The sequence below is a fragment of the Lentzea flaviverrucosa genome (assembly GCF_003350445.1).
Classification (GTDB): Bacteria; Actinomycetota; Actinomycetes; order Mycobacteriales; family Pseudonocardiaceae; genus Lentzea; species Lentzea californiensis.
Map to the genome: position 1 here is coordinate 239,167 of NZ_QQAU01000013.1, position 26,586 is coordinate 265,752.

A 26,586-nucleotide genomic window follows, 5' to 3' on the forward strand; every position below is an offset into this window, starting at 1 on the left:
AGGAGGCGCGATGACCACGATCAAGCCAACGCCCGTAGTGCCCCATCCGGGGGCGGCGCGCGCACGGCCGAAGGGTTCGTACTTCCTCCAGCTGTTCAAGACCACAGATCCCAAGCAGATCGGGATCATGTACCTGACCACGTCGTTCGTGTTCTTCATGATCGGCGGCGTGATGGCGTTGCTGATGCGCGCCGAGCTGGGGCGGCCAGGGCTGCAGTTCCTGTCGAACGAGCAGTACAACCAGCTGTTCACCATGCACGGCACGATCATGCTGCTGCTGTACGCGACGCCGATCCTGTTCGGGTTCGCGAACTTCATCCTGCCGCTGCAGATCGGCTCGCCGGACGTCGCGTTCCCGCGCCTGAACGCCTTCTCGTACTGGCTGTACCTGTTCGGCGCCATCATCACCGTCTCGGGGTTCCTGACGCCTGGTGGTGCGGCGGACTTCGGCTGGTTCGCCTACACGCCCCTGTCGTCGGCCGTGCACTCGCCGGGCGTCGGCGCGGACCTGTGGATCATGGGCCTGGCGGTGTCCGGTCTGGGTACGATCCTCGGCGCGGTCAACATGATCACCACCGTGGTGTGCCTGCGGGCACCGGGCATGACGATGTTCCGGATGCCGGTGTTCACCTGGAACATCCTGGTGACGGCCGTGCTGATCCTGCTGGCGTTCCCGATCCTGACCGCGGCTCTGATGGGCCTGGCGGCGGACCGGCACCTCGGGGCGCACGTGTTCGACCCGGCCAACGGCGGCGTGATCCTGTGGCAGCACCTGTTCTGGTTCTTCGGCCATCCCGAGGTGTACATCGTCGCGTTGCCGTTCTTCGGGATCGTGACGGAGATCTTCCCGGTGTTCAGCCGCAAACCGTTGTTCGGCTACAAGGGCCTGGTGTTCGCGACCCTCGCGATCGCGATGCTGTCCGTGGCCGTGTGGGCGCACCACATGTACGCGACGGGCGCGGTGCTGCTGCCGTTCTTCGCGCTGATGACGTTCCTGATCGCGGTGCCGACGGGCATCAAGTTCTTCAACTGGATCGGCACGATGTGGAAGGGGCAGCTGACGTTCGAGACGCCGATGCTGTTCTCGATCGGCTTCCTCGTGACGTTCCTCTTCGGTGGCCTGACGGGCATCCTGCTGGCCTCACCGGCCGTCGACTTCCACGTGTCCGACACGTACTTCGTGGTGGCGCACTTCCACTACGTGCTGTTCGGCACGATCGTGTTCGCCACGTACGCGGGCCTCTACTTCTGGTTCCCGAAGATGACCGGCCGGATGCTCGACGAGCCGCTGGGCAAGCTGCACTTCTGGACGACGTTCTTCGGCTTCCACGGCACGTTCCTCGTGCAGCACTGGCTGGGCAACGAGGGCATGCCGCGCCGCTACGCCGACTACCTGCCCTCCGACGGCTTCACGTTCCTCAACACGCTCTCCACGATCGGCGCGTTCCTGCTCGGCGCGTCGGTGCTCCCGTTCGTGTGGAACGTCTTCCGCTCCTACCGCTACGGCGACCCGGCCCCGCAGGACGACCCGTGGGGCTACGGCAACTCGCTGGAGTGGGCCACGACCTCACCCCCGCCGCGGCACAACTTCACGGAGCTGCCGCGGATCCGCTCGGAGCGGCCGGCGTTCGAGCTGCACTACCCGCACATGGTGGAGCGGATGCGCGACGAGGCGCACTTCTCGCTGACCCATCCCGGCAAGCACCGGGCGGGCAAGGACGAGGTCACCGAGAAGGCGCTCGCGTCGACCGAACGGGACGGCACCGACACGGACTAGCGGCGGCCGGGGACCATGCCGGCTTCGACGACGGCCTTGCTCAGCGGCGAGGCCAGTTCCACGAACCGCTGCTTCTCCTGGTCGGACAGGACGTCGTAGGCCGCCGCGGCCATGTGGTCCGTGTCGTCCTCGATGCCCTGCCGCAGCTCGCGCCCCTTCTCCGTGAGCAGCTGGTCCTCGCCGACGAGCCCGCGCTTCTGCAGGTCCTCCAGCGTGGCCGTCCACTGCTCCTCGGACCACGCACGCGTCTTGCGCAGCGCTTCAGCCGGAACTTCACCGGTCGCGGCGTGCAGCACGAGCGCCTCGAGGCCGGTGACGTTGTTTCGGAGCAGGGCAGCGAGGTGCCCGTCGCCGCGGAACTCGCGCAGCAGCGTCTGGGCGTGGAACAGCTGCAGGCGGGGTTCGTCCGGCCACGGCAGGGCGGCGTGCGCGGCGAACAACGTGCGGCCGTGCGGCATCTCCTTGGACCGCTCGGCGGCCCGCTTCGCCAGCGCGTTGATCTCCTCGAGGTCGTCCGGCAGGACCTTCTTCAGGGCCTCGTCCGCCGCCTCCCACCGCAGTTCGAGCATGCGCTGCGGCGAGACCGTCTCCCACGCCTGCGGGATGCGCGCCCGCACGATCGCGGGGTTGAAGTTGTAGAACGTCGCGATCACGACCTCGGCCCCGACCGCCCCCAGCGCCGCCGCCCGGGACGCGAAGTAACCGCCGGGCCGGTCGAGCCCCGCGCTCGCGTACCGCGAGTCGGCCTCGGGGGCGAAGTAGATCATTCCGTGCACGGCCTCGAGCGAGCGAAACAAAGTCCTGATCATCTCTACAACCTAGAACGTCCCGGCTCGTAAGTCAGGCGCCAAAAATTGTCAGACCCCTCTGCCAAGCTCCAGGACGTGGACCCGAACAACTTCTGGAAGCTCATCGCCGACGCCAGGGCGAGCGTGGCCGACCCGTCGGACGGCGACGCCGTGGCCGCCGCGGCCACCACCCTGCTCGCCGAACGGCCGCCCGCCGAGATCGTCGCGACCCAGCAGGTCCTGTGGGAAGTGCTGACCGTCTCGTACCAGAACCCGCTGTGGGCCGCGGCCTACGTGATCAACGGCGGCTGCTCGGACGACGGCTTCGACTACTTCCGCGGCTGGCTGGTCACCCAGGGCGAGGAGATCTACACGGCCGTCCTCGCCGACCCGGACTCGCTGGCGGCCTTACCTGCGGTGGTGGCGGCCGCCGAGTCCGGCGAGGAGTTCGAGTGCCAGGAGGCCCTGTCGATCGCGTGGAACGCCCACCTCAAGGCCACGGGCATGCAACTGCCGCAGGACGCCTTCAGGATCAGCTACCCCGACCTCGACCCGGAGTGGGACTTCGACTTCGACGACAGCGCCGAAATGGCCCCCCGCTTACCCCGCCTGGCCGCGCTCTACGACCTCTGAGCGGCGAGCACGCCGAACGCCAAGTGGTCCAGCCATTGCGGAACCCGCGGCAGGGCGCGGATCTGCGCGTTGTGGCGCCCGACGACCTCCAGGTCGAGGGCGGCGATCAGCAACCCGGCCACGGCTCCCGCCACGGCACCCCGCACTCGAAGCCGCGTCAGCACGAACATCCAGAACGCCGACACGGCGAGGTGCACCGCCACGCCCTCACGCACCCCACCGCCGACCAACGACCCGGCAGCCCTGGTGGCGCGCACCACGTCGTCGCCCGTCACCAGCGCGTGCACGGTGGACGGCACGCCGCTCAGCACGACCGCGAGGAGGTACCGGCGCATCACCGCCGCCGGCGCCGGGACTTCAGGTAGTCGCTGACAACGGCGGCTCCCAGGCCTTCCTCGTCCGCCGACACCACTCGGCCACCACCCCGACGGGCCACGATGTCGACGAACGCGGCCAGGCGCGGGTCGTCACCCAGCTTGAACACCGAGATCGTCGCGCCGAGCCGGGCCAGTGCGTCGACCTCGTTCAGGGTCTTGGCGAGGGTCCGGGGCAGCGGCGGGTAGTTGAACTCCGCGTCGCCCTCGGGTTCGAGGTGCGCGGTGGGTTCGCCGTCGGTCACGACCAGCACCACGGGTTGCGCGTCGGGATGGCGCCGGACGTGACGCCCGGCCAGCAACAGGGCGTGGTGCAGGTTCGTGCCCTGCTCCCACACGCCTTCCAACGCCGTCAGCTGTCCGATGTCCACGGCCTCGGCATAACGCCCGAACGTCACCAGCTGAAGAGCATCAGTCCGGAAACGGGTGCGCACGAGGTGATGCAACGCCAACGCCGTGCGTTTCATCGGCACCCAACGGCCGTCCTGCACCATCGACCAGGAGGTGTCGACGCACAACGCCACGGCAGCACGGGTGCGGTGTTCGGTCTCGGACACTTCGAGGTCCACGACGTCCATGGACATCCTGCCGGAGCGCAGCACGGAGTTGCGCAGGGTTCGTGGCACGTCCCAGGGTTCGGTGTCGCCGAACTGCCACGGGCGGGTCGAGCCGATCAGTTCGCCCGAGGCACCGGCCGAGGTGGTCTCGCGGGAGCCCTGCGACGAACGCAGCTGGTCCACGACGCCGCGCAGGGCCGTTTCACCGAGGCGCCGCAACGCTTTCGGCGTCAGCTTCAGCGAACCGTCGGGGGCGCGTTCCACGATGTTCTGCGAACGCAGCGCCTTCTCCAGCTCCGCGAGGCGGCGGGCGTCGACGGTGGCCGACTCGCCCAGCTGGCGTTCCAGCGCCTCCAGGTCGATGTCCTCCAGGCGGGCACCCGGATACGACTGGGAGAGCTGCTCGGCCAGCGCGTCGAGCTCGGCCAGGTCCGCCATCGCCTGAGCGCCCTCGCCCAGGCCCAGCGGGTCCTGGCCGCGGAAGCGGGCGGACGATGTCCAGTCCTCGCCCGGCCGCAGGCGTTGCAACAGGGAGTCCAGAGTGGACAGAGAGGAGCCGATGCCGCCGAAGGCCTGCTGGGACAGCGCGGACAGCTCGGCGCGCTGGGCGTCGGTCATCGAGTTCATCATGCGTTGCGCGGCGGCCGAACGGGCGGCCAGGGCGTCGATGAGCTCGTCGACGTTGCGGGGCTTCTCCGGGAAGAACTCGCCGTGCTTGCGCATGAAGTCGTCGAACATGCGCGGCGTCTCCGGCGAGCCCGACGCGTGCGCCTCCAGCAACGAGTTGAGGTCCTGCAGCATGCGCTGGATGCGCTCGACGTCGCGGGAGTCCACGTTGGACATCGCTTCCTTCATGCCCTGGAAGCGCTGGTCCAGCAGTTCGCGGCCGAGCAGGTCGCGGATCTGTTCGAACGCGGAACGAGCCTCCTCGGAACGCCAGTCGTAGGAGGACAGCTCCTGGACGGCCGCGGCGGTGCCCACCGGCAGGGCGTCGAGCTGGGCCTCGCGGAAGCGCGCGTCGTCGGACGGGTCCGGGAACAACGCGCGGCGCTCGGCCTCGACGGCCTTGTCGAGCAGTTGCTTGACCTCGGTCAGCGTGCCGTCCAGGCGGTGCCGGCGCTGGATCGACGCACGGCGCTGCCACAGGCGCGAGGTCAGGTCGTCGAGGCCGCGGGTGCCGTCGACGCCGCGGCGCAGCAGTTCGCGCAGGGCGGACGACGGCGAGGCGCCCTCCATGACCTCGCGGCCGAGTTCGTCCACGGCCGCGCGGAGGTCGACCGGGGGCGCCAGCGGATCGGCGCCGCCGCCCCAGCGTCCGTAGCGATATCTCATCGGTTCGCCTCCGTCGAGGAAAAATCAGGCGATCGACCCGGGCAACTGCCGCCGGGCCCGCGGGAAGTCAGGTCTGTGGAGCTGGTGCAGGTCCGCGGAGGGGGACACCGTCCGTTCGCTGGTGACCCCCAGGCGGCGGGCCGGGAAACAGGAAGTTCCCCGGCCCGTCGAGGGAAGAGGTCATCCGTACACGGATCGGTCGTCGTCGGAGGAGTTGTCCTTCGACAGGTTGCGCGTCAGGTACAGCGACTCCAGGGCCAGTTCCACGGCCGAGGCGATGCGGCCGACGGGGTCCTTCGGGCCCGCCCCCAGCCGGGCCGCGACCTCGTGCAGGATCGGCAGCTCGGGCAACGCGGCCAGCAGGTCACCGGCGTGCACGCGGTCCCCCGTGGCGACGGGGTGGCCGTCCGAGACGACCTCGGCCAGCGCGCGCAGGTTCAGCCCGGCCAGGCGGGCCCGGGCGGTGTCGGCGATGGAGCGGCGCAGCAGGTGGACCAGCACCTCGTCCTCGCGGCCCTCCTCCCCCGCCTCGAACTCGAGCTTGCCGCGCAGCACGTCCGGCACCGACTCCAGGTCGACCGGGCGGGCGATCGCCGGCGTCTCGCCGATCAGCGCGGACCGGCGCAGCGCCGACGCCGCGACGGTCTCCGCCGCCGCGACCGCGAACCGGGCCGAGACACCGGAGCGCTGGTCGATCGACGACGACTCGCGCAGGTGTCGCACGAACCGGGCGATGATCTCCAGCAGGTGGTCGCCCACCTCGGCGACCAGGTCCGCCTCCTGGCGCACAAGGTCGACCTCGGCCTCGATCTCCAGCGGGTAGTGCGTGCGGACCTCGGCGCCGAAGCGGTCCTTCAGCGGCGTGATGATGCGGCCGCGGTTCGTGTAGTCCTCGGGGTTCGCGGTCGCCACGAGCAGCACGTCCAGCGGCAGCCGCAGCGTGTAGCCGCGGACCTGGATGTCGCGCTCCTCCATGACGTTGAGCAACGACACCTGGATGCGTTCGGCCAGGTCGGGGAGTTCGTTGATGGCGATGATGCCGCGGTGGGCACGCGGGAGCATGCCGTAGTGGATGGTCTCCGGGTCGCCGAGCGACCGCCCTTCGGCCACCTTGACCGGGTCGACGTCGCCGACCAGGTCGCCGACGGACGTGTCGGGCGTGGCGAGCTTCTCCGCGTAGCGCTCGCCGCGGTGCCGCCACACCACCGGCAGGTCGTCGCCGAGCTCGGCGGCACGCCGCTTCGACTCCGGGGTGATCGGGTCGAGCGGGTGTTCGCCCAGCTCGGAGCCCTCGATGACGGGCGTCCACTCGTCGAGCAACGAGATCAGACTGCGCAGCAGGCGTGTCTTGCCCTGCCCTCGCTCGCCGAGCAGGACGACGTCGTGGCCGGCGAGCAGCGCGCGTTCGAGCTGCGGGAGCACCGTGCGGTCGAAACCGACGATGCCGGGCCACGGGTTGCGTCCTTCGCGCAGGGCCGCGAGGAGGTTCTCCCTGATCTCGGTCTTGACGCCGCGCGGCAGGTGCCCGGCGGCGCGCAGTTCGCCCGCCGTGCGGGCCAGGTTCTGGGTCACGCAGACGACGCTACGCACCAGAACCTGACCCGTCGACGTGGAGCGACTCCAGGACCTAGGCCTGAGCGGCGTTCACCGCGTTGAGCAGAATCCGCGACATCTTCGGGTCATGGGCGAGAGCACCGTTGAAACACAGGGAACTCGCGCTGAACACCCATCCACCGTTCGGCTTGGGAAGGACGCACATCTCGGCGCCGTGCGCCTGTTCTCCTTGAGCGAACTGGACGACGCCGGGTGCCTCCGGGCCCGCGCCGGCCCTGGTGTCGACCTCCCAGCCGCTGGCCGCGAAGTTGTACCCGGTCTCGCCGAACCGGTCGCCGACCGCAAGCCCGGTGCCCTCCAGGAACGGGTGGTCGGCGGTGACGACGTACGGGTGCATGTCCATGTAGGAAGTGCTGTCATAGGCGACGCCGAGCACCTCCGACTCCGGCCGCCCCTGCTCACGCCACGTCCAGCGTTCGCCGTTGTCGGGACGGCGATGCAGCACGAACCCACCTGAGGCGTCGTAGTCGACGCGCTCGTACATGCCGTTGCCGCCCGTGTAGATGACACGGCCGCCGTTGGCGAGGTAGGTCTCCAGCGCCGTGCGCATCTGCGGCGTCCAGTACTCGGGGTGCGTGGCGAGCACGAGCGTCTTGTACTGCGCCAGCCAGGACGGGTCGTGCAGGTCGAGGTCCTGGTAGCAGTCGTAGGCGACGTTGTTGTCCGTGAACCACTTCATCAGCAGCAGGTCGCCGTAGAACCGGACGTCGATGAACCCGGGAGCCTCGACGTAGGCGTTCGCGAACGGCCGGCGGATGGAGAACTGACGCCGGCCGTAGGCCGACTCCCAGGAGTACTGGAAGTGGCCGCCCCAGTGGTTGTAGGCATTGTGCGTCAGGTACGGCAGGAGCAGCGCCACCTTCTCTCGCGGCTGCTTCGGCTTCACCACGAACGGGATGTACTGCCTCAGGCCGTGCGGGCCTTCGAGCTTCACGACGTGGAACCCGGACTGCCAGTCGTCGGGCACGGTGAAGGAGAACGATGTCGGCCAGGCAGGTCCGTTCGCCCGGTAGCCGGACCGGAGCAGGTGCCGCTGCCCCCGGTACGTCTGCGGGGCCCTGACCTGCGTCGCACCACCCTGCTCGATCGGCCCGGCGAGCCGCAGCACGCTGGCGCTGAACTGGTCGAACGTCGTCGAGACCGCGACGTCGAGCCGCTGACCGGGTGCGACCGACCAGCTGGTGTAGCCCTGCAGGTTCGCGCCCCTGGTGACGCTGAAGCCGGTGCCGACCAGCGCACCGTCGCCGTTGGGCCAGAACACCCCGGAGGTGTCGATCGTGAGGTGGTCGGCGAGCTTGTACCAGCGCAGTTCGTGGTCTGCCTGGGTGTGGTCCTTGTTGACCCACACGACGTAGACGACGCCGTTCTCGGTGAACCGCTCGACGCACGAGCCGAAGTCGAAGCCGGAACCGACCTGGATGCCGTTGCCGTTGTTCGCCCAGGCGCCAGGACCGTTGGTGCCGTCACCGGCGAGGTAGCGGAACCAGTGCAGCGACGCACCGTGCCGGACGCCGTAGATGACGCCGTTCATGTCGGCGAAGAACATGTCGTAGTCGCGCTTCTCGCTCGCGATCTTCTGGCCGACACCGTTGTTGGCCCACGCGCCGGGGCCGTTCGAGCCGTCACCGGCGATGTAGTGGAACCAGTACATGTCGCCGTGGGCGTCCACCGCGTAGAACTTGCCGTCCCAGCCACCGAAGACGTAGGAGTACTGGCCGAAACCGCGGTGGATGACGTTGTTCGTGCCGGGCGCCCAGTAGCCCTCCCCGGTGGCGGGGTTCGTGAGAACCCACTTGTGCCACCACATCGTGCCGTCGCCGCACAGGCCGAAGAGCTGGCCGTTCTGGTCTGCCAGCACGTTCGTGTGAATCTGCCAGCCGCTGCCGATCTCCCGGCCGTCACCGCTGGCCCAGTTGTAGGTGCCGTTGTCGCGGCCCAGGTGCTTGAACCACTTGATGCGACCGTCGGCGTACAGCGTGTAGATGATCCCGTTGCCTCCCGGCACGATCTGCAGCAGCCGCTGTTCCGGGTCGTCCTGGGCCACGGCGTGTGCGGCCGGCTGCTGACCCACCGCCAGCGCGACCCCGGCGAGCGCGGCCGCGGTGCCCTTCAGGACGGTCCGGCGCGCGACGGTTCCCTTTTCGTCATCCCCCAGGTGCATGCGGGCATCGTGCAGCACAATGCGAGGCGTTATGAGCAACTGTGTCGATTTCAGATGGGCCCCGTCACCCGCGGACTGGCGGGCCAGCCTGCGGGCGATGGTGCCGATGTTCAAGTGGGCGCCGTGGTTCGCGCTCGTGCTCGCGGTGTTCTCCCTCGTGCTGCTGCTGGGCTTCGAGGACACGCTGCCGGTGGCGTTGTTCGGCCTGGTGTGCGCGCTGGTCATCGGTTTCATGGAGCCGGTCGCGGTGTGGTGGCGCTTCACGTCCGACGAGATGATCAGCCGGACCGTGACGGGCAGCGCCGACGCGCGGTCGTTCCGGATGGCCGTGGGCAACGCGGTGCGCGAGGAGATCGTCTGGGAGGAACTGCCGGGCTGGACCGAGACGCGGCAGGGGTTCGTGCTGGAGACGCTGGACGAGGGCGCGACGTCGCTGTCCGTGCCGCACCGGGCCTTCGCGTCCGATGAGGACCTGACGTCGTTCCGGTCGCTGCTCGAGGAGCACATCGGTCCGGCCAAGTAGGTGCCCCGGATCGGGCACACCGGGTGGGACGACCGGGGGCGGGCCACGTAATCTCGTCGGGTGTCCTGTGCAAGTGCCACGCTGGTCGTGTGGACGTCGGGCTGGCTGCACGGTCTAGCCGCCGCTGACGACGTCCTCGACGCCCTGCACCTGTGGGCCGAGCAGCACGAGGTGGTGGCCGACGACGACGGCACCGCCACAGCGCTCGACCTCCCCGGTCCCGACGAGGCCCCCGTGGGCCCTGCCCTGCTGCTGGCCGCCCTGCGGCGCGCGGGCGCCACCTCCGCCCGGCTGGTGCTACCGGTGCCGGGCGACGTACGAGGTCTCGGCGGCAAGGGCCCCCTCTCGACGTGCGCGCTGCGTTCCGGCGAGGCGCTCGTGGTGCCGTCCGTGCACATCGGGCTCGTGCCGAAGATCGTCGCCGACGGCGTGATGCGCTGGACGGTGTTCGACCTGCCGTCGTCCAACGGCCTCGAACACATCCCGATCGGCGAGGCCGAGCACGGCCTGGGCGCAGCGCTGCGCGAGGCGACGGCGGCCCTGGCGTCGCTGGACGTGGCCAAGCACCGGCCGAACGTCCGCAAGGAGATCGCCGACCTCGCGGCCGAGAACTCCACGCTGCCGTGGCCGGACGCGATGCCACCGCGAGCGCTCCGGGTGCTGCAACGGGCCGCCGAGGTGGCTGCGATCGTGTCCGTGGCCAGCTCCGACGCCCCCGGCGGCGCGCTGTCGGCTTCGGCCATGACCGCGCGCACCGAGGCACTGCGCCCCGTCTCCGAAGCCGTGCGCCGCGCACGGTGCGCGGCGGTCGACGAGGCCGTGCGCGTCCTGGCAGACAGCGGCGCCGGTCGGCACTGACGTCCGGCAGATGCGGTAGCCGCTGATCCAAACGAGTGGTTCTCCACCCGCGACCCCGCCTGAGCGGGCAACTCCCCCAGAAGCGTCGGTGCTCCCACATATGGTGCCGGGTGGGGAGGACGCCGGATGGAGGACGTCGACCAGCGCCGGTCGAGCACAGCACCCAGGTACGCGGGCGCCCTCATGCTGGCCGCGGTCGCCGGGCACCTGCTGTCCGAGACGGCCACGGGAGCGCTCTCGACCTGGCAGTCGTGGGTCCTCTACGGCATCGGCGCGGCACTCCTGGTGCTGTCCGCGTCCGCCATCGACAGGTTGAACCAGCTGGTCAAACGCATCCGGCTGCGCTGGGTGGTGTTCACGGCCGTGCTGGTGGTCTCGGCGGGGCTGGTCGCGGTCGCGGCACCGCCGATGGTCGCGTACGGACGGGTGCTGCTGCTCGGCTGTCCACAACCGACCGAGGTGCGGGTGCTGACGTCGCAGGACGCGGCGCCCGCGATCGGGGAGGTCGCGCGGAAGTTCGAGCAGCACACGGCGGCGAAGAACCACGGGTGCCGCACGGCGCGTCTCTACGTGTTCTCGGCACCGGGCAACAGGGGCGCGATCGCGCTGCGGTCGTCGTGGTCGTCGCAGGACCTGCGGGAGATCGGGCCGCACCCGGACGTGTGGCTGCCGGACTCGACCACGGAGACGAACGAGGTGGTGCGCCGCACCGGCGGCATCGGGTCGGCCGTGCGCATCACGCCGGGTGACTCGGTCGCGTTCTCGCCCGTCGTGCTCGCGGTGCCCGCGCAGATCGCGCAGGACGTCGTGTCCGGCTCGCCGGAGAAGTGGGGCGACCTGCTGACCAAGGTCGGCAGCACCGGCACTGAGATCGGCAGGCCGAACCCGCTGATGGCGATCGACGGCAGGCTCGCCACGGCGGCGCTGTACGAGACGCTCGAACCGGCCGTCGTCGAGCGCCGGGTCACGGAGGCCGACCGGCCCCAGCCGGGCGCCGCGATGATCACGACAGAGCAGGTCCTGTTGCGGCACAACAAGACCGGCTGCGCGCAGAAGCCGTGCCTCACCGCGCTGTACCCGTCGGACACCTACCGCGCCGACTACCCGCTGAACCTCGTCGAGTGGGACGCGCAGGACGTGTCGAACCTGGCCGCCCGCACGCCGGCGAAGGCGTTCCAGGTGTGGCTCGGCACGCAGGAGGGCATGACGGCGCTCAACGCCGCCGGCCTGCGTCCCGCCCGGCAGGCGGCGGGAGCCGAGTTCCGCGAGGAGTTCGGGGTGCGGGCCGGTCTGGCGCTCGACCGGGCCGAGGCGGCGCCCGGCGACGAGGCCCAGGCCGCGTTCCTGAAGAAGTACGAGCAGGCCAAGAGGGACGGCCGGGTCTGGCTCACGCTCGACGCGTCCGGGTCGATGGTCGAACCGACGGCCACCGGGGAGAAGCGGTTCGCCGTGGCGGTCGAAGGTGTCCGCAAAGCACTCACGCAGATGGGTGCCAGGGACACGTACGGCCTGTCGGTGTTCAACAACAACGAGGTCCGGCCGCTCGTCCCGCTCGGCAGGCGTGACAAGGAGGCCACGGCCGCCGCGTTGAACGCGGTGCAGCCCTCCGGTGGCACACCTCTGCACCAGGCGATCCTCGACAGCCTCGACCGGGTCGGTGCCGACGACGCGGACCACGTGAGCGCGGTCATCGCGTTGACCGACGGCGAGGACACGACGAGCGCGCAGACCCGGCAGGACGTGGTGAACGCGGTGCGGCAGAAGGGGATCCGGGTGTTCGTGATCGCCGTCGGCGAGGCCAGCTGTGCGGCGCACGCGCTGACCTCCATCACGGACGCGTCCGGCGGCGAGTGCCGCGACTCGACCACGGACACGCTCGGCGACGACCTGGCGGCGTTGTTCCGCCGGGTGTGGGGAGGTGCCGGATGAGCTGGTTGCGGCGCACGTGGGCGGCCCTGCCGAGGCTGGGCCCGCCCGGCGTGGTGTGGGCGAACCGGTCGTGGCTCGCGATGGGCGTGGCCGTCGGCATCGTGCTGACGATCCTGTTCACCAGCGGGATCCAGCCGCTCTTGCGCGAGTCGACCGAGTGGGAGAAGGGCAAGCTCGTCGTGCTCAGCGGCCGCGACCAGAGCGACGGCGGCCAGCGGCGCGCGTTGATCAACCAGTGGAACTCCGAGCACCCCGAACAGCCGGCGGAGATCATCGAGCTGCCCACGGAGGCCGACGGCCAGCGCAGCGAGATGGTCGCGCGGGCGAGGGAGCAGGCCGAGAACGCGGACGTCTACAACCTCGACGTCACCTGGACCGCCGAGTTCGCCCAGTCCGGCTACCTGCGCCCGCTGTCCGCTGTGGACACCAGCGGGTTCCTGCGCCGTCCGCTGGAGAGCTGCCGCTACAAGGACGTCCTGTGGGCGTTGCCGTTCAACACGGACGCGGGTCTGCTCTTCTACCGCAAGGACCTGGTGCAGGACGAGCCTCTCGGCCTCGACGACATCGCCGACACCTCGACGCGCGCGCTGCGGGCAGCGCAGGACGCCCGCCTCACCGCCGGCTACGCGGGCCAGTTCCTCGACTACGAGGGCCTCACCGTGAACGCTCTGGAACTGATCTGGGCGGAGAAGGGCGACGTGGTCGACGACACCGGCAAGGTCGTGATCGACTCCGACCGCACCCGCCGCGCTCTGCGGTGGCTCGCCGACGGCCTCAAGGGCGACAAACCCGTGGTGCTGCCCGAATCCCGCACGCAGAACGAGGAGCTGACCACCCAGGCGTTCCGCGACGGCAAGATCGCGTTCATGCGCAACTGGCCGGTGGCCCACCGCACCCTGCAGGGCAACCGCGGCGAGTCCGCGGGCCGTCCCGGCATCGACTTCGAGGTGGCGCAGCTGCCCGGCCCGAGCGTCCTGGGCGGCCAGAACCTCGCGATCTCCGCGAAGTCCACCAAACCGCGCGCCGCCCAGGCGCTCATCGAGTTCCTCACGGGTCCGCGCAGCCAGCAGCTCCTCTTCGAACGAGGAGGCCTCGCCGCCACCCGCGGCATCGTCTACCAGGACAGCAGGGTCGCCACCGAGCACCCGTACGCCCGCACGCTCCTGAAGGCGATCGAGGACGCCCGGCTGCGCCCGGTCACGCCGTACTACTCACGCTTCAGCGACGAGTTCCGCACCATCGTCCGCTACGCACTCGACCACGATGGTGCTTTACCCGCCAACGCCGAAGAGGCACTGACCGCGGCCCTGCAAGGCCGCTAGGCGTGTCCCGCAAGTCCGTTCGATGAGAGTCACGGTCGAGAGACCCGGAGGCGGTGCCGCCGCGGCGCCCTCATACCGGGCGTATTCGGGTGTTGCGGCGGTGCCGCCTCCGGGGGCCCTCGACCGCGACTGTCGCGAACGAGACTTACGGGACACGCCCTAGGCGCGAGCAGGCCTTTTCGCCGGTTCGCAGCACAAGGGAGCGCACGGCGCACCGTTCACCGTGCAGCCCGCCGACGTGAACGACGACAACTTCCGCACCGGAGCCCCGGAAGTGTGCTCGGCGACCAGCTCGGTCACGAGCTCGGCGAAGCGCGGATCCCCGTTCGGCGTGGCGGCGCGGGCGAACTCCATCCCGAGCTCCAACGCCCGGTCGCGGGCCTCCGTGTCGAGGTCCCACACCACCTCGAGGTGGTCGGACACGAACCCGATCGGGCACACCACGACCCCGGTGACCCCCTTGGCGTGCAAGGCCTCGATGTGGTCGACGACGTCCGGCTCGAGCCACGGGATCTGCGGCGGGCCGGAACGCGACTGCCACACGACGTCGTACTCGGTGACGCCCAGCTCCGCCGCCACGAGCCGGGACGCCTCGACGACCTGGCGCGAGTAGCGGTAGCCGCCTTCCGCGGGCGGTCCGGCGGCCTTGTCCGCGGACACCGGCACCGAGTGGGCGGTGAACACCAGGCGGTACGGGCCGGACAGGGACGCGGCCGCGGCGCGCACTCCGTCGGCGAACGCTGAGATGAAGAGCGGGTGGTCGAAGAACTGGCGCAGCTTCACGAGTTCGGGGCCGTCCGGCACGGCCTGCAGCGCGCGCACGATGTCCTCGTCGTACTGGCGGCACGCGGAGTAGCCGCCGTACGCGCTCGTGGGGAACACCAAGGCGCGCTGGACGCCGTCGGCCTTCATCTGCGCGACGACGTCCTCGGCCATCGGGTGCCAGTTGCGGTTGCCGAAGTAGATCGGCAGCTCGAAGCCACGGGCCCGCACGGCCTCGATGGCCTCGAGGTTCAGGCGGTTGATCGGCGAGACGCCGCCGAAGTGCTGGTAGTGGGCCTCGACCTCGTCCAGCCGCTCCGGCGGCACGCCACGTCCGCGAACCACGTTCTCCAGGAAGGGACGGACGTCCTCAGGACCTTCTGGGCCGCCGAACGACAGCCAGAGCAGCGCATCGAAACTCACCACTCCATCCAATCAGACGCCCGAACGCCTCACATGACGAACGGATGTGACGTCAGAGACCGAGGAAGTGCACACCGCCGTCGACGAACACCATCGAGCCCGTGGTGGCCGGGAACCAGTCGGAGAGCAGGCCGCAGACGGACTTCGCGACCGGCGTGGGGTCGTCGACGTCCCAGCTCAGCGGAGCCTTCTCGCCCCACATCTTCTCCAGCTCGCCGAAGCCCGGGATGGACTTCGCGGCCATGGTGCGGACCGGGCCGGCGGAGATCAGGTTCACGCGGATGCCGTCCGGGCCGAGGTCGCGCGCCATGTAGCGGTTGATCGACTCGAACGCCGCCTTCGCAGCGCCCATCCAGTTGTAGGCGGGCCACGCCTGACGGGCGTCGAAGTCGAGGCCGACGACCGACGAGCCGTGCGAGAGCAACGGACGGGTGGCCTGCACCAGGGCCTTGTACGAGTACGCGGAGACGTGCATCGCCACGGAGACGTCCTCCCACGGCGCGTCCATGAACGGGGCGCCGAGGCAGCTCTGCGGGGCGAAGCCGATGGCGTGCACGACGCCGTCGAGACCGTCGACGTGCTCACGGACGCGGTCGGCGAGCGTGTCGAGGTGCTCCTGGTTCTGCACGTCGAGCTCGACGACGGGCGCGGGCTTGGGCAGACGCTGCGCGATGCGCGTCACGAGGCTCATCCGGCCGAACCCGGTCAGCACGACCTCGGCGCCCTGCTCCTGGGCGACGCGTGCGACGTGGAAGGCGATCGACGCGTCGGTGATCACACCCGTGATCAGCAGTCGCTTGCCTTCGAGCAGTCCGGTCACTTGATCCAACCCTTTCGCAGTACGGGAAACCAGCCGTGGTTCGAGAAAGTCAGTGGCCCATGCCGAGGCCGCCGTCGACCGGCAGCACGGCACCGTTGATGTAGCCCGACTCGGTCGCCGCGAGGAACGTGACGGCGCGCGCGATCTCGTCGGCCGCACCGTAACGGCCGGCCGGGATCTGCTTGAGCGCTGCCTCGCGGACGGCCTCGGGCAGCTCCGCGGTCATGTCGGTGGTGATGAAGCCGGGCGCGATGACGTTCGCGGTGATGTTGCGCGAGCCGAGCTCCAGCGCGATCGAGCGCGCCATGCCGACCATGCCGGCCTTGGAGGCGGCGTAGTTCACCTGGCCGGCGCCACCGGTCAGGCCCACGACGGACGAGATGAAGACGATGCGGCCGAACTTCTTGCGCAGCATGCCGCGGGAGGCGCGCTGGGCGAAGCGGAACGCGCCGGTCAGGTTCGCGTCGACGACCTGGGTGAACTGCTCCTCGCTCATGCGCAGCAGCAGGGTGTCCTGCGTCATGCCCGCGTTGCAGACGAGCACCTCGACGGGACCGTGCGCGGCTTCGACCTCGGTGAACGCGGCGTCGATCTCCTCCGAGTTCGTCACGTCGCACTTCACGCCGAGCAGACCTTCGGGAGCGCCGGACCCGCGGTGCGTCACCGCGACCTTGTCGCCCTGCGCCGCGAACGCCTGCGCGATCGCGAGGCCGATGCCGCGGTTGCCTCCGGTGACCAGAACGGACCGACTCACTAGCTCTCCTGAGAATCGCTGCTGGTTGACCGGGTGAGGCTATCGGCTACCGGCAGGTAGTCCGGCATCGGCGGAGCCATGTCACATCCATCCGGGCATGATCGGGTGATGCGGGCCTTCCTCGACCAGCTCCGGCGCCAGGTGGACGGTGACGTCCTCGACGACCCGGCGAGCCGGGCCCTGTACTCGGCGGACGCGTCGAACTACCGGCACGTGCCGCGGGTCGTCGTCCGTCCACGCACGACGGACGCCGTGGTGACGGCCGTCGCGATCGCCGCCGAGCAGGGCGTGCCGATCACCAGCCGGGGCGCGGGAACGTCCATCGCGGGCAACGCGTGCGGCACCGGCCTGGTGATCGACTTCAGCCGGTACCTGACCGCGTTCGAGATCTCCGGCGACCGCGCGCTGGTCCAGCCGGGAGCGGTGCTCGACAGGATCAACGCCCACGCCGGCGACTACCTGTTCGGCCCCGATCCGTCGACGCACTCGCGCTGCACCATCGGCGGGATGATCGGCAACAACGCGTGCGGCGCGCACTCGGTGAAGTGGGGCAAGACCAGCGAGAACGTCACGAACCTGAACGTCCTCACCGTCGACGGCCGCACGTTCGACACCACGAACCCGCCGAAGCTGGCCCTGCCCGCCCACGACCCGGCGTGGTTCCCGCGGCTCAGCCGCCGTGTCAGCGGGTACGCGCTGGACGCCCCGACCCTGACGCAGCAACTGGTCGGCACCGAGGGCACCTGCGTCGTGCTGCTGGGCGCGGAGCTGAAGCTGGTGCGCAGGCCGGAACGCCGCGTACTGGTCGTGCTCGGGTTCGCGGACACCTACGAGGCCGCCGACCAGGTCACCCAGATCGAGGACGCGCTGGCGATCGAAGGCCTGAACGAGGCACTGGTGCACAGCGTCCGGACCCGCCCCGACCTGCCCGAAGGCCGCAGCTGGCTGTTCGTCGAGGTCGAGGACCACCCCGAGCGGGTCGCCCGGATCACCAAGAACTCGATGATCATCCAGGACCCGGTCCACCAGCGCGCGCTGTGGCGGATCCGCGAGGACGGCGCCGGGCTCGCCACCCGCATGGCCGACGGCAGCGAGGCGTGGTCGGGCTGGGAGGACGCGGCCGTCCCGCCGGAGCGGCTCGGCACCTACCTGCGCGAGTTCGACCAGCTGCTGACCAGGTACGGGCGGCGCGGCATCACCTACGGCCACTACGGCGAGGGGTGCCTGCACGTCCGCATCGACTTCGACCTGGCCAGCGGGTACCGCGAGTTCCTGCAGGACGCGGCCGACCTGGTCGTCGGCCACGGCGGCAGCCTGTCGGGCGAGCACGGCGACGGCCAGGCGCGGTCCGAGCTGCTCGGCCGGATGTACCCGCCCGCGGCGATCAGGGCGTTCGGTGAGTTCAAGCGCGCGTTCGACCCGCGGAACCTGCTCAACCCCGGCCGGATCGTGGAGCCCCTGAAGCTCGACGACGACCTGCGGGTCCTCGTGGCGCCACCGAGGATCCCGACCCGCGCGGAGTTCGCGAGCGACACGCGCAGGTGCGTCGGCGTCGGCAAGTGCCTGAACACCAAGGGCGGCGTGATGTGCCCGAGCTACCGCGTGACCAAGGAGGAGAAGCACTCCACGCGAGGCCGCGCGCACCTGCTGTTCGAGATGCTCAACGGTGACGTGATCAAGGACGGCTGGAGGTCGCCGGAGGTGGCGGAGGCACTCGACCTCTGCCTGGGGTGCAAGGGCTGCAAGCGCGACTGCCCGGTCGACGTCGACATGGCGAGCTACAAGGCCGAGTTCCTGCACGAGCACTACAAGGGCCGGATCAGGCCGCGTGCGCACTACGCCATGGGCTGGCTGCCGACGTGGCTGAAGTACGGACTGGTCAACAGGTTCACGGCCCGTCTCGGCCGGTTCGCGGGCATCACGCCGGAACGCGAGCTGCCGCGCCAGCAGACTCCCCTGGTCCGGCAGCTGCACCCGTTGGGCAAGGGCGATCCGGTGCTGCTGTTCCCCGACACGTTCACGAACTTCTTCGAGCCGGGCATCGGCCTCGACGCCGCGAACGTGCTGGCGCACCTGGGAAACCACGTCGAGGTGCCGTCCGCGAACGTCTGCTGTGGACTGACCTGGCACTCGACGGGCCAGCTCGGCAAGGCACGCCGGGTGGTCGAACGCACGGCGCGGACGCTGCTGCCGTGGACGAGCCGGGGCGTTCCGGTGATCGGCCTGGAACCGAGTTGCACCGCGTTCCTCCGCGTGGAGGCACCGAAACTGTCCGGCGACCCTGCCGTACAAGCGCTTGCGCGCGCCACCCGGACGTTCGCCGAGCACGTCGCGCCGATGCTGCCCGAGGTGGAGGGCGGCCGCGACGCCGTCGTGCAGACGCACTGCCACCAGTACGCGGAACTCGGCTTCGACGCGGACCGCGAGGCCATGGCCAGGGCGGGCCTGCGGCCGAAGGTCGTCGAGGGCTGCTGCGGCCTGGCCGGCAACTTCGGTTTCGAGAAGGGCCACTACGACGTCTCGATCGCGTGCGCCGAGCAGGACCTGCTGCCCGCGTTGCGCGCCGACGAGGACGCGCTGGTGATCGCGGACGGCTTCAGCTGCCGCACGCAGATCCGCCACGCGACCGAACGCGAGCCGGTCCACCTCGCCAGCGCGCTGGCGGCCCGCCTGGGTGTGATTTACCGCTGACTAACCGGGCGCGACCAGTGTCGTGCGCATGCAGAAGAAGATTGGTGCCGTTGTCCTGGCGGCAGCCGCGCTCGCGATGACGTTCACCGCAACCGCGCAGGCCGAGACGAACCCCAAGTGCCCCAGCGGCGTCACGCAGATCGGCTCGACCAAGTACCTGAAGAGCGGCGGCGAGACCGTCGCCTCCGTGAAGCAGTTCAAGGGCTGCAACAAGAACTGGGCGTACGTCTACGTCTGGGACTCGTGGCGCGCCAAGCACAAGGACTTCTACCTGCGCGCGGCCATCTGGACCCGCACCGGCTCCGAGGCCATCGACTACAACGGTGGCTCCCGGGGCCAGCAGGAGGTGTGGTCCAACGGCGCGAACACCCTCAGCCAGTGCACCTACGCGGTGGGTGACGTGCTGTGGCAGTCCGGAACCGACCTCCACGGCTCCACCGACGAACGCTGCTAGGGCAGCAAGCGGGGCTCCACCTGGGCGGAGGCTTCTTTACAGTCACGTAGGGTCATTTGGTGGACACGTAGGGCTCTGACCTGCAACGTCGCGCCGATAGGTCGATCCGCCAGCAGGCGAACGGAACAACGAGGGAACGCGACGGCACCCACACCTTCGCGCTAAGTGGAGCCCAGATCGCTTCTAAGATCAATTCCATCTGACGGTATTCATTTCCCACATCGCGGGATAGATTGGTCACGTTAGGTGACCGTCATCTAACGACGAGTGAGGGAGATGCGATGACCACCGCGACGATCACCGAGGCGAAGACGGCGAAGGCCCCGGCAGCGAAGCCCGCTAGGAAGGCTGCGCCGAAGCGCGCCCCGAAGGCATCCGAGCCGAAGGCGACGCCGAGCACCACCCCGGAGGCGACGGCTTCCAGCGCCTCGGTGACCGGGACGGCCGCTGCGACCGTCGAGAGCCCGACGGACAAGGCGAAGCGCTACGCCGACGCGTCGATCGCGAGCCAGGTCGCCGACCGCCTGACGAAGGCCAAGGAGGCGGGCTGGACGCGGCCCGCCCTGATGCAGCTGACCGGCATGACCGCGTCGGCCGTCTGGCGGGCGCAGAACGGCAAGGTGCACCCCGGCGAGGTCGAGTCGCTGACCGCCGTGCTGACCAAGATTGAGGCTGGCGAACTGAAGCCGCCCACGACGTCCAAGCCCAAGCGTGCGGCGAAGAACGTCAAGTGCGTCCAGACGCTGGAGGCCGCCCTGCAGGAGAAGACGCTGGCCGCGACGCGCAAGCTGGTCACCGAGGCGCTGGAAGCCCTCCGCAGTCCAAGCGCGTAGCTCAGAGGTTGTCGGCGTCGCGCAGCTTGGCCAGGTCGCGCTTGAGCTGCTCGACGTCCCAGCGCGCGTGCCCGCCCGGCGTCACCAGGGCGGGCTCGACCAGCTTGCCCTGCCACCAGCGAACCAGCGTCGCGCGGGCAACGCCGATCTCCTTGGCGGCCTCGCCGGTCGGCACGAGCTTGATCGTCACGCGCCAACGATGCAGCACGTGGAGCGACGAAAACACCGAGGTGAGACAGTTGCTACGTTTACACACGAATGCAACGATTGCGACGTTCGCATCAGCGTCGCGGCAGGGACAGGGAGGGCGTCATGGAGCCGATTGACCCAGCGCTCTGGGATGACCCCGAACTCCGCCGGGCGCTTATCCGCCGAGACATCACCACCGTCTACCGACTCCTCGCCGACTCGGGAGTTCCCAAGGGCGTGATCGCCGCACTCACCGGTCAGAAGCCGTCCGACGTTTCAGAGATCATCGCCGGACGCCTCGTTCACTCGTACGACCTGCTCGTACGGATCGCTCACGGTCTCGGAGTTCCCCGAGGCTGGCTCGGACTCGCCTACAGTGGCAACGAAGACCCCTCCACCCGAGACGAAACGGAGGAGGTGGACGAGGACGTGGAGCGACGGAACTTCCTCGCGCTGGCCGGGCTGGTCGTGATCGGCTCCCCCGTGTTCGGCGATCCCAAGCCACTCACGGTGCGCGACGTGATCACCGCGCCGCCCGGCAGAGTCGGCGCGACCGACGTCGAGCGGTATGCGGCAACGGTCACGCGACTGGGCATCCTCGACCGGGAGTCGGGAGGTATGGCCGCGCGGCAGGCACTCGCCGCGACGGCGACGGCCGGAGAGACGATGCTCAAGGCGCGCGCATCGGACGAGGTTCAGCGCGAGTTGCGGTACGCGATCTCGGAGGCGCACCGGTTGGCGGGCTGGGCGTCGGGCGACGTCGGCCTGATGGATCACTGCCGTCATCACATGCACCGCGCGCTGGACCACGCGGCGGGTGACGGCGTCCGGGTCGCGCAGGTGCTCTGCTCGGCCAGCGACATGGAGAAGCACCACGGCGCGCCGGATACGGCACTGAAGCTGCTCCAGCTGGCCCAGGTGAGCGGCGACGTCCACCGTGACGCCCAGGTAGGTGCGGTGATCGGTGGGCTGACCGCGTCGACTTACCAGCGCCTCGGCAACGCCGAGCTCGCGCGCCGCGAGCTGCGGAGGTCACGGAAGCTGTTCGCGGAGGCCGAGCCAGACAAGGCGTTGCCGTTCTTCGCGTTCTACGGCCCCGGCTCGGGACTGCTGGCGGCGGTCGGTTCGAAACTGGGCGACTACGACGCCGCTCGCGCGGACGTCAGGGCGGCGCTGCGAACCCGGCCCGAGTTCGACGTGCGCTGCAACGCGCTCGACACGATCGTGCTCGCGACGATCCTGGTGAACGCGGGCGAGATCCGCGACGGCGTCGCGACGACGCGGCGCGCCCTGGAGCTGGTGATCGACGTCGGCTCGCAGCGCGTTCGGGATCGGCTGGAACCCTTGGAGAAGGCGCTCGCGGCGCGCCGCGACGGCACGTGCCAGGACCTTGCACGCAGGGCGCGCGAGCTGCGCGTCCCGAGCGTCGACGCGTAGCGCGCACCAGCGCTCAGCGGCCCGCCAAGCCTGTTGACGCGTCGGCTGGTTGGTCGTTGCCGGCGTTAACGTCCGAAGGCTGTCTGAGGACGTCCGGGATGCCGAGCATGTCCAGTAACTCGGCGCGCTCACGTGGGTCGGCTGCGTGCGCCGCGACCGTACGCGCGGCTCGCTTGGCCAGGGTTGGGTCCAGTGTGGCGACGACGTCCGGGATGTACTGGAGCGCCTCCTCGGCGAGCGTTCGGCTTGGTCGCCGCCGAGTGGGTTCGGGCGTAACGCTGGACACGCCGACTCACATCCGGCCGTGCGCGTCGTCCGCTGCCAGCAGACGCGCCCACGCCAGGTAGTCGCGGATCTTCCGCGCCTCCTCGACGGGCACGATCTTGAGCAGGTCGCCGAGCGTGCGCGCGTCACCCGCGCCGTCGTTGCAGCTCGGCGGCAGCCACCAGTTGGTCGCGGCGCCGTACGCCGCGCTGAGCGCTTGGAGCTGACGCTGACCGAGGTCGAGGACGGTCCCCGCATGCCGCAGCACACCCGCATCCTCAAGTTCCTCGACGGCCAGCTGCGCGCACGCTCGACCGGCGAGACGAAGCTCGTCCGGCGTCGGCTCATGGAGCGCCACGAGGCGCTGCAACTCGTCCTCGTCGCGGGCCTCCACCAGCCGCACGACCACGTCCTTGCGAAGCTCTGGCAACTCGCTCACCGCGTCCTCCTCGCTGGCATAGGTGACGGGGCGAGCGCAACGGGAGTGCAGCTCGCGCACCGACCGGTGATCTGACGCGTTGGACGTCTGCCCGACACGCGGCAGCGCAGCGTGGTCAACACGTGCCACCCGCCCGCCGACCGCCGCCACGTCGGCGGCGCAGACGCCCCAGGCGCTCGGCCAGACCACCCGGCTGCGTGCCCTCGGGTTGCGCCCACTCCGCGTGGAGTTCCGCGGTTAGCCGATGATCGCGAGCATCCCTGCGTGCTAAGTCAGCGCAGCAGCGGCGAACCGTCCGCCGGGCGGTCATCACGACCGCCTGCTCGCCGACGTCGCGTGCCGGACGCTCGTCGCGTTGTCCAGTAGGCGGCGCAGGTCGGGTGGCAACGCGTACATGCGCGGGTGCTGCGGCAGCGCGCTGGCCACCAGGCCTCGCTCCACTGCCTCGTGGCAGAGCCCGCACCACTTGCTGCTGAAGTTGTGGAAGCGTTCCAGCGGCCGGGTTCCGACCGCCGAGACGCCCGCTCGCGCGGTCGCGCTCGCCCGCTGGACGGTCGCGTGGCGAACGGTCTTGCCGGCGTTGACGCGAGCCCTCGTCTCACGCCGCCAGCGCTGCACGCAGGCGTTGCACGGACGACCCAGCAGCGGCACGAGGTCCGCGCTGTACTGCGGCACGGGGAGCTGGTGGACGCGGGCGTACCGCTGGGCGCGACCCCAGCGGCAGCACACGGAGAGCTCCAGCCCGGTCGCGGCGGCGATCACAGCGGCGCCGAGAACCTCGCGCGCCGTCGGGAACATGCGCTCCGCCAGGGTCGCGACCGCGCGCAGGCCGTTGAGCCGCGCGCCAACGAGTTCCGGGTCGAGAGCGGACCCGGCTCCGTCGAGCCAGTCACGCAGTCTCCCGGCGCACGCGCTGGGTTGCAGCGCCTCGGCGCGCTGCGCCGCGCGCCACTCGCCGTAGGCGCGCGTCCGCCGGTTGGGGTTCAACTTCGCCACGTGTCGGTCCTCTCGTCCACCGCGTCGCCGGTAGTAGTGGGTGGCCTCCGCTCCGCCGGGGCGGAGCAGCACAACCGGGAGGCCACCGGGTCTGAGTCAGGTCACGCAGTTGGCGCGGTCGTAGGTGATCTCCCGGACGCGACTCGCCGCGACGCGGTGCAGTCCTCTGAACGACTTCGCCTGCGCATGGCTGCTCGGGTAACCACCGAAGTTCCACGTCTCAATGAACGCCGGGTTACGGAAGACAACCCACCGCCCCTCGAACTCGATGCCATCCGCCACAAACTCGACGGTCACGTAGGAGGTGCCGGAGCTGCGCCAGGCGTAGTCGCGCGTGAAGACGCCGGACACGCAGCCGTCCACGCCGTCCAGTAGGGACACGAGGTCGTGACCTCGCTGGGTGGTCGGCATCAGGTCACCTCCGCTCTCGAGCCGACGCGGTCAGCGCCCGGTACGTGGCCAGCAGCTCGTTTTCCCGCTGGACTGCGGCCGCGACCAGCAGCGTGATCACGTTGCCGCGAGTCAGGTGGAACTCGACCGCCAGGCGATCCACGTTCGCGACCAGGGACGTCGTCATGCGGGTCTGCACCGGAATCGTGGTGTCACGTTCAGATCGCACCAGCACCTCACCCGCTCTCGACGTATACAACGGCAATTCGACCAGGTAGAGGTGCGGTTGTATATCCGCAAGTCCACAGTGGATTAATCCACAGCGGACTCTTTGCCGGACCTGTTTCGCCAGGCCACAAGGCATGCCTACGCGGTTTGACGGGCAGCCAGCGGTGCGTCTCCGCAGGTCACGCAGTACGCCGCCGCGCGAACGGCATCGTGCGAATCGACGTTCCTAGTCTTCCTCACCGAGCGTCCCCCAACCGGTGCGACGCCAGCGAGTGAGAGGTACGACTATGGTGACACAAGGCCTCGCGATCTTGAATGACTACGAGCGTGAAGTTCGCGTGGAGTTCCAGGTACACGAGGAATACGGCCCGACGCTGGGGATGTTCGACATCACGCGAACGGCACTAATCGTGGTGTGGCATGCCGGGTTCGACGTCAGCAGGTTCGCCGCTGACGCAGACACCGATGGTGGTGGTTACCTGATCATGACCGTTAACGTCGAGCGAAACGTCCAAGACCAGGAAGCAAGCGCCGAGGCTGCCTGGCGCCGCGTTCACGACCTCCTAGCGAATATCGGCTGGAAGGACGGAAAACCCCATCGGGTGACGTTGGTCGACGTTCCGGGAGTAGTCGGAGTCGAGTGATGGCCGAGTCGCAGCCCGAGGTTCAGCTTGGCGAAGGCTGGTCCAGCGTGTAACGCCCCACCGGAAGTGGCGCGTCGTGCACTCGCCCTCTGCGCGACGCGCCATTCCGCACCCTGCAAATCCGAAGTAGACGCACACGTCCACTCCTACGGCAAGCGGGACGGAAGGGACTGATGCACTAGGTCGACGATGAGCGGAACCTGTTTCCTGCCAAGGCGTACGCTCGGCGGGAACGCGGCGACGAGTGGCGGCGACGGCCAGAGCCGGGTGAGAGCGCCTGACAGCGGAGCCGTTAGCGCGGACTGGCCAAGTCCCTCGGGAGCACCGAACGCGACGAGCACCAGGTGCCCGACGACGAGCGCGAACAGCCAGCCGGGTCCCTCCCGCTCGCCGAGGCGCACGTTCACGAGACGTCCTCCCGTAGCCGTCCCGGACGGTCGTCGCGCGGCCCCGAGCCACAGCGCGACGTCGGGAGGCAGGTGACCGGCCCGGACCCAGTCCTCGTGAGTAGGCAGCGCGACGCGCTGCGTGCGGTCGCCGGCAAGTTCCAGCATCAGCATGGTCTTGAGGAACCAGCGGGTGATCAGCTTGCACTCGACCGTGGTCACAGCTCGCGACGTGCCCTGGATCAGCGGTGTGAGGACGGGCTCGGCTTCCTTCTCAAGCCGGGACATCCAGCCGTTGTTGCACGTCTTGCAGATCTTCTTGACCTTGATGTCGATGCACTTGGCCGTCCACTCCCGCGAGATGCCGCTACCGGGGAACCCCTCGTAGCGGTGCCCCACCGGCTCGCTCGTCGTGTTCAACTCGCGACCGATCCACGCGGGGATCGCGTGCTCACGGGAAAGCTCGCCGTCGCTCCCACACATCAGGCAACGCGCCACGTGTCGACACCTCCTAGACCAGGTGGCGAATGTAACCTCAAGTCCCTTCGTGATCCTGGAGGAGTCCGTGGACGCCGCAACCGCCGCCATCATCTCTGCCGGTGTCAGCTCGACCGTCACGGGTCTGGTCGCACTCGGCGTTGGGTGGCTAAACCCTCACATGACGGCGAAGCGAGCCAGGGAGACCGAGCTCCTAAAGATGCGGCGGGACACTTACGTCACAGCGCTACAGCTCGCCAGCTCAGTATTCGCTTCAGATTTCACGCCTGATGCATTAGAGCAGATCGGCCTAAAAATGCGCCAAGTCGTGCCGCAGCTGTCGTTGCTAGGCAATGACACCCTCGCTAACGAATACGCAGAACTCGCCAATCTGACGACTGCTTTTGCTAACGGACAGCGCGACAACACCCCTTCTAGCGAGGTGACCCAAAAGTTCGTCGGACGGTTGACGAGCTTCATGAGCAACATCCGCGCTCACATCGGCGTGGACCAACTCGACCGCTGACCCAA

The 26,586-nt window shown here is 69.4% G+C and carries 26 protein-coding genes; 12 read left to right on the plus strand and 14 right to left on the minus strand.

The features are described from left to right. Positions 1-10 precede the first annotated feature (10 nt). Positions 11-1,777: an aa3-type cytochrome oxidase subunit I gene (gene ctaD, locus DFR72_RS33535; protein WP_090070172.1), complete on the plus strand. Its 1,767-nt coding sequence runs from the start codon at positions 11-13 to the stop codon at positions 1,775-1,777. On the opposite strand, the gene DFR72_RS33540 is transcribed toward ctaD, so the two are convergent. Beyond that, positions 1,774-2,586, minus strand: coding sequence for an SCO6745 family protein (locus DFR72_RS33540; RefSeq protein WP_090070170.1), 813 nt, complete (start codon positions 2,584-2,586; stop codon positions 1,774-1,776). The two genes, ctaD and DFR72_RS33540, sit on opposite strands and share 4 nt — an antisense overlap. Positions 2,587-2,661: 75 nt before the next feature. Between DFR72_RS33540 and DFR72_RS33545 the strand changes: the two genes are divergently transcribed. Next, positions 2,662-3,198: a DUF4240 domain-containing protein gene (locus DFR72_RS33545; RefSeq protein ID WP_090070166.1), complete on the plus strand. Its 537-nt coding sequence runs from the start codon at positions 2,662-2,664 to the stop codon at positions 3,196-3,198. On the opposite strand, the gene DFR72_RS33550 is transcribed toward DFR72_RS33545, so the two are convergent. The 4 genes from DFR72_RS33550 to DFR72_RS33565 form a co-directional block, all read right to left on the minus strand. Then, complete coding sequence (locus DFR72_RS33550) at positions 3,186-3,533, minus strand: hypothetical protein (RefSeq protein WP_090070165.1); 348 nt, start codon at positions 3,531-3,533, stop codon at positions 3,186-3,188. The two genes, DFR72_RS33545 and DFR72_RS33550, sit on opposite strands and share 13 nt — an antisense overlap. After that, positions 3,533-5,461, minus strand: coding sequence for a vWA domain-containing protein (locus DFR72_RS33555; protein ID WP_090070163.1), 1,929 nt, complete (start codon positions 5,459-5,461; stop codon positions 3,533-3,535). The genes DFR72_RS33550 and DFR72_RS33555 overlap by 1 nt, the downstream gene beginning before the upstream one ends. Positions 5,462-5,641: 180 nt before the next feature. Continuing rightward, positions 5,642-7,033 (minus strand): sigma 54-interacting transcriptional regulator, encoded by a 1,392-nt coding sequence (locus DFR72_RS33560; protein WP_090070161.1) that lies wholly within the window; start codon positions 7,031-7,033, stop codon positions 5,642-5,644. Positions 7,034-7,088: 55 nt separating this feature from the next. Next, positions 7,089-9,236 (minus strand): N,N-dimethylformamidase beta subunit family domain-containing protein, encoded by a 2,148-nt coding sequence (locus DFR72_RS33565; protein WP_170176527.1) that lies wholly within the window; start codon positions 9,234-9,236, stop codon positions 7,089-7,091. Between the two features lie 97 nt (positions 9,237-9,333). Between DFR72_RS33565 and DFR72_RS45900 the strand changes: the two genes are divergently transcribed. From DFR72_RS45900 to DFR72_RS33580, 4 genes are all read left to right on the plus strand, one after another. Further along, positions 9,334-9,759: a YcxB family protein gene (locus DFR72_RS45900; protein WP_170176528.1), complete on the plus strand. Its 426-nt coding sequence runs from the start codon at positions 9,334-9,336 to the stop codon at positions 9,757-9,759. A gap of 60 nt (positions 9,760-9,819) precedes the next feature. After that, positions 9,820-10,617, plus strand: a complete 798-nt coding sequence (locus DFR72_RS33570) for a hypothetical protein (protein WP_090070158.1) — start codon at positions 9,820-9,822, stop codon at positions 10,615-10,617. Between the two features lie 126 nt (positions 10,618-10,743). After that, positions 10,744-12,546, plus strand: a complete 1,803-nt coding sequence (locus tag DFR72_RS33575) for a vWA domain-containing protein (RefSeq protein WP_090070156.1) — start codon at positions 10,744-10,746, stop codon at positions 12,544-12,546. Continuing rightward, complete coding sequence (locus DFR72_RS33580; RefSeq protein WP_090070154.1) at positions 12,543-13,868, plus strand: extracellular solute-binding protein; 1,326 nt, start codon at positions 12,543-12,545, stop codon at positions 13,866-13,868. The genes DFR72_RS33575 and DFR72_RS33580 overlap by 4 nt, the downstream gene beginning before the upstream one ends. 159 nt (positions 13,869-14,027) lie before the next feature. Here the strand turns inward: DFR72_RS33580 and DFR72_RS33585 are convergent, their stop codons facing one another. From DFR72_RS33585 to fabG, 3 genes are read right to left on the minus strand one after another with little or no spacing between them, the layout of a single operon-like run. Next, complete coding sequence (locus tag DFR72_RS33585) at positions 14,028-15,053, minus strand: ferrochelatase (protein WP_090070485.1); 1,026 nt, start codon at positions 15,051-15,053, stop codon at positions 14,028-14,030. A 52-nt stretch (positions 15,054-15,105) separates the two neighbouring features. Continuing rightward, positions 15,106-15,873, minus strand: coding sequence for an enoyl-ACP reductase FabI (gene fabI / locus DFR72_RS33590; protein WP_030481837.1), 768 nt, complete (start codon positions 15,871-15,873; stop codon positions 15,106-15,108). 49 nt (positions 15,874-15,922) lie between these two features. Continuing rightward, on the minus strand, positions 15,923-16,627 hold the full coding sequence (fabG, locus tag DFR72_RS33595; protein ID WP_090005914.1) for a beta-ketoacyl-ACP reductase: 705 nt from the start codon (positions 16,625-16,627) through the stop codon (positions 15,923-15,925). A 108-nt stretch (positions 16,628-16,735) separates the two neighbouring features. Here fabG and DFR72_RS33600 point away from each other — a divergent pair, with 108 nt between their 5' ends. From DFR72_RS33600 to DFR72_RS33610, 3 genes are all read left to right on the plus strand, one after another. Beyond that, positions 16,736-19,318: an FAD-binding and (Fe-S)-binding domain-containing protein gene (locus DFR72_RS33600; protein WP_090070153.1), complete on the plus strand. Its 2,583-nt coding sequence runs from the start codon at positions 16,736-16,738 to the stop codon at positions 19,316-19,318. A 28-nt stretch (positions 19,319-19,346) separates the two neighbouring features. Further along, positions 19,347-19,772, plus strand: a complete 426-nt coding sequence (locus DFR72_RS33605; RefSeq protein WP_143086900.1) for a hypothetical protein — start codon at positions 19,347-19,349, stop codon at positions 19,770-19,772. Between the two features lie 281 nt (positions 19,773-20,053). Continuing rightward, positions 20,054-20,605, plus strand: a complete 552-nt coding sequence (locus tag DFR72_RS33610) for a hypothetical protein (protein ID WP_090070149.1) — start codon at positions 20,054-20,056, stop codon at positions 20,603-20,605. A 1-nt stretch (position 20,606) separates the two neighbouring features. Here DFR72_RS33610 and DFR72_RS33615 read toward each other — a convergent pair whose 3' ends face one another. Continuing rightward, positions 20,607-20,795 (minus strand): MerR family transcriptional regulator, encoded by a 189-nt coding sequence (locus tag DFR72_RS33615; protein ID WP_090070148.1) that lies wholly within the window; start codon positions 20,793-20,795, stop codon positions 20,607-20,609. Positions 20,796-20,917: 122 nt separating this feature from the next. Here DFR72_RS33615 and DFR72_RS33620 point away from each other — a divergent pair, with 122 nt between their 5' ends. After that, the gene (locus tag DFR72_RS33620; protein WP_090070146.1) at positions 20,918-22,231 is read left to right on the plus strand and encodes an NsdA family TPR-like regulatory protein; all 1,314 of its coding nucleotides are present in this window, start codon (positions 20,918-20,920) and stop codon (positions 22,229-22,231) included. A gap of 292 nt (positions 22,232-22,523) precedes the next feature. Here the strand turns inward: DFR72_RS33620 and DFR72_RS33630 are convergent, their stop codons facing one another. From DFR72_RS33630 to DFR72_RS33645, 4 genes are all read right to left on the minus strand, one after another. Continuing rightward, the gene (locus tag DFR72_RS33630; RefSeq protein ID WP_143086899.1) at positions 22,524-22,934 is read right to left on the minus strand and encodes a hypothetical protein; all 411 of its coding nucleotides are present in this window, start codon (positions 22,932-22,934) and stop codon (positions 22,524-22,526) included. Between the two features lie 309 nt (positions 22,935-23,243). Continuing rightward, the gene (locus DFR72_RS33635) at positions 23,244-23,930 is read right to left on the minus strand and encodes a hypothetical protein (RefSeq protein WP_090070143.1); all 687 of its coding nucleotides are present in this window, start codon (positions 23,928-23,930) and stop codon (positions 23,244-23,246) included. Positions 23,931-24,026: 96 nt separating this feature from the next. Further along, complete coding sequence (locus DFR72_RS33640; RefSeq protein WP_090070141.1) at positions 24,027-24,341, minus strand: hypothetical protein; 315 nt, start codon at positions 24,339-24,341, stop codon at positions 24,027-24,029. 4 nt (positions 24,342-24,345) lie between these two features. Continuing rightward, positions 24,346-24,549: a hypothetical protein gene (locus DFR72_RS33645; protein WP_143086898.1), complete on the minus strand. Its 204-nt coding sequence runs from the start codon at positions 24,547-24,549 to the stop codon at positions 24,346-24,348. A gap of 286 nt (positions 24,550-24,835) precedes the next feature. Between DFR72_RS33645 and DFR72_RS33650 the strand changes: the two genes are divergently transcribed. Further along, entirely contained in the window at positions 24,836-25,192 is a 357-nt protein-coding gene (locus DFR72_RS33650; RefSeq protein ID WP_090070138.1) for a hypothetical protein, read from the plus strand. 146 nt (positions 25,193-25,338) lie between these two features. On the opposite strand, the gene DFR72_RS33655 is transcribed toward DFR72_RS33650, so the two are convergent. Continuing rightward, the gene (locus DFR72_RS33655) at positions 25,339-26,076 is read right to left on the minus strand and encodes a hypothetical protein (protein ID WP_143086897.1); all 738 of its coding nucleotides are present in this window, start codon (positions 26,074-26,076) and stop codon (positions 25,339-25,341) included. A gap of 49 nt (positions 26,077-26,125) precedes the next feature. Here DFR72_RS33655 and DFR72_RS33660 point away from each other — a divergent pair, with 49 nt between their 5' ends. Then, positions 26,126-26,581 (plus strand): hypothetical protein, encoded by a 456-nt coding sequence (locus tag DFR72_RS33660; protein WP_090070134.1) that lies wholly within the window; start codon positions 26,126-26,128, stop codon positions 26,579-26,581. The last annotated feature ends 5 nt before the right edge of the window (positions 26,582-26,586 follow it).

What these genes read in the sequence shown, in the direction of transcription:
- DFR72_RS33540 (WP_090070170.1), bottom strand. Translation starts at nt 2,586, where the DNA reads ATGATCAGGACTTTGTTTCGCTCGCTCGAGGCCGTGCACGGAATGATC.
- DFR72_RS45900 (WP_170176528.1), top strand. Translation starts at nt 9,334, where the DNA reads ATGGTGCCGATGTTCAAGTGGGCGCCGTGGTTCGCGCTCGTGCTCGCG.
- DFR72_RS33610 (WP_090070149.1), top strand. Translation starts at nt 20,054, where the DNA reads ATGACCACCGCGACGATCACCGAGGCGAAGACGGCGAAGGCCCCGGCA.
- DFR72_RS33650 (WP_090070138.1), top strand. Translation starts at nt 24,836, where the DNA reads ATGGTGACACAAGGCCTCGCGATCTTGAATGACTACGAGCGTGAAGTT.
- DFR72_RS33575 (WP_090070156.1), top strand. Translation starts at nt 10,744, where the DNA reads ATGGAGGACGTCGACCAGCGCCGGTCGAGCACAGCACCCAGGTACGCG.
- DFR72_RS33640 (WP_090070141.1), bottom strand. Translation starts at nt 24,341, where the DNA reads ATGCCGACCACCCAGCGAGGTCACGACCTCGTGTCCCTACTGGACGGC.
- DFR72_RS33580 (WP_090070154.1), top strand. Translation starts at nt 12,543, where the DNA reads ATGAGCTGGTTGCGGCGCACGTGGGCGGCCCTGCCGAGGCTGGGCCCG.
- DFR72_RS33555 (WP_090070163.1), bottom strand. Translation starts at nt 5,461, where the DNA reads ATGAGATATCGCTACGGACGCTGGGGCGGCGGCGCCGATCCGCTGGCG.
- DFR72_RS33565 (WP_170176527.1), bottom strand. Translation starts at nt 9,236, where the DNA reads ATGCACCTGGGGGATGACGAAAAGGGAACCGTCGCGCGCCGGACCGTC.
- DFR72_RS33620 (WP_090070146.1), top strand. Translation starts at nt 20,918, where the DNA reads ATGGAGCCGATTGACCCAGCGCTCTGGGATGACCCCGAACTCCGCCGG.
- ctaD (WP_090070172.1), top strand. Translation starts at nt 11, where the DNA reads ATGACCACGATCAAGCCAACGCCCGTAGTGCCCCATCCGGGGGCGGCG.
- DFR72_RS33600 (WP_090070153.1), top strand. Translation starts at nt 16,736, where the DNA reads ATGCGGGCCTTCCTCGACCAGCTCCGGCGCCAGGTGGACGGTGACGTC.
- DFR72_RS33605 (WP_143086900.1), top strand. Translation starts at nt 19,347, where the DNA reads ATGCAGAAGAAGATTGGTGCCGTTGTCCTGGCGGCAGCCGCGCTCGCG.
- DFR72_RS33550 (WP_090070165.1), bottom strand. Translation starts at nt 3,533, where the DNA reads ATGCGCCGGTACCTCCTCGCGGTCGTGCTGAGCGGCGTGCCGTCCACC.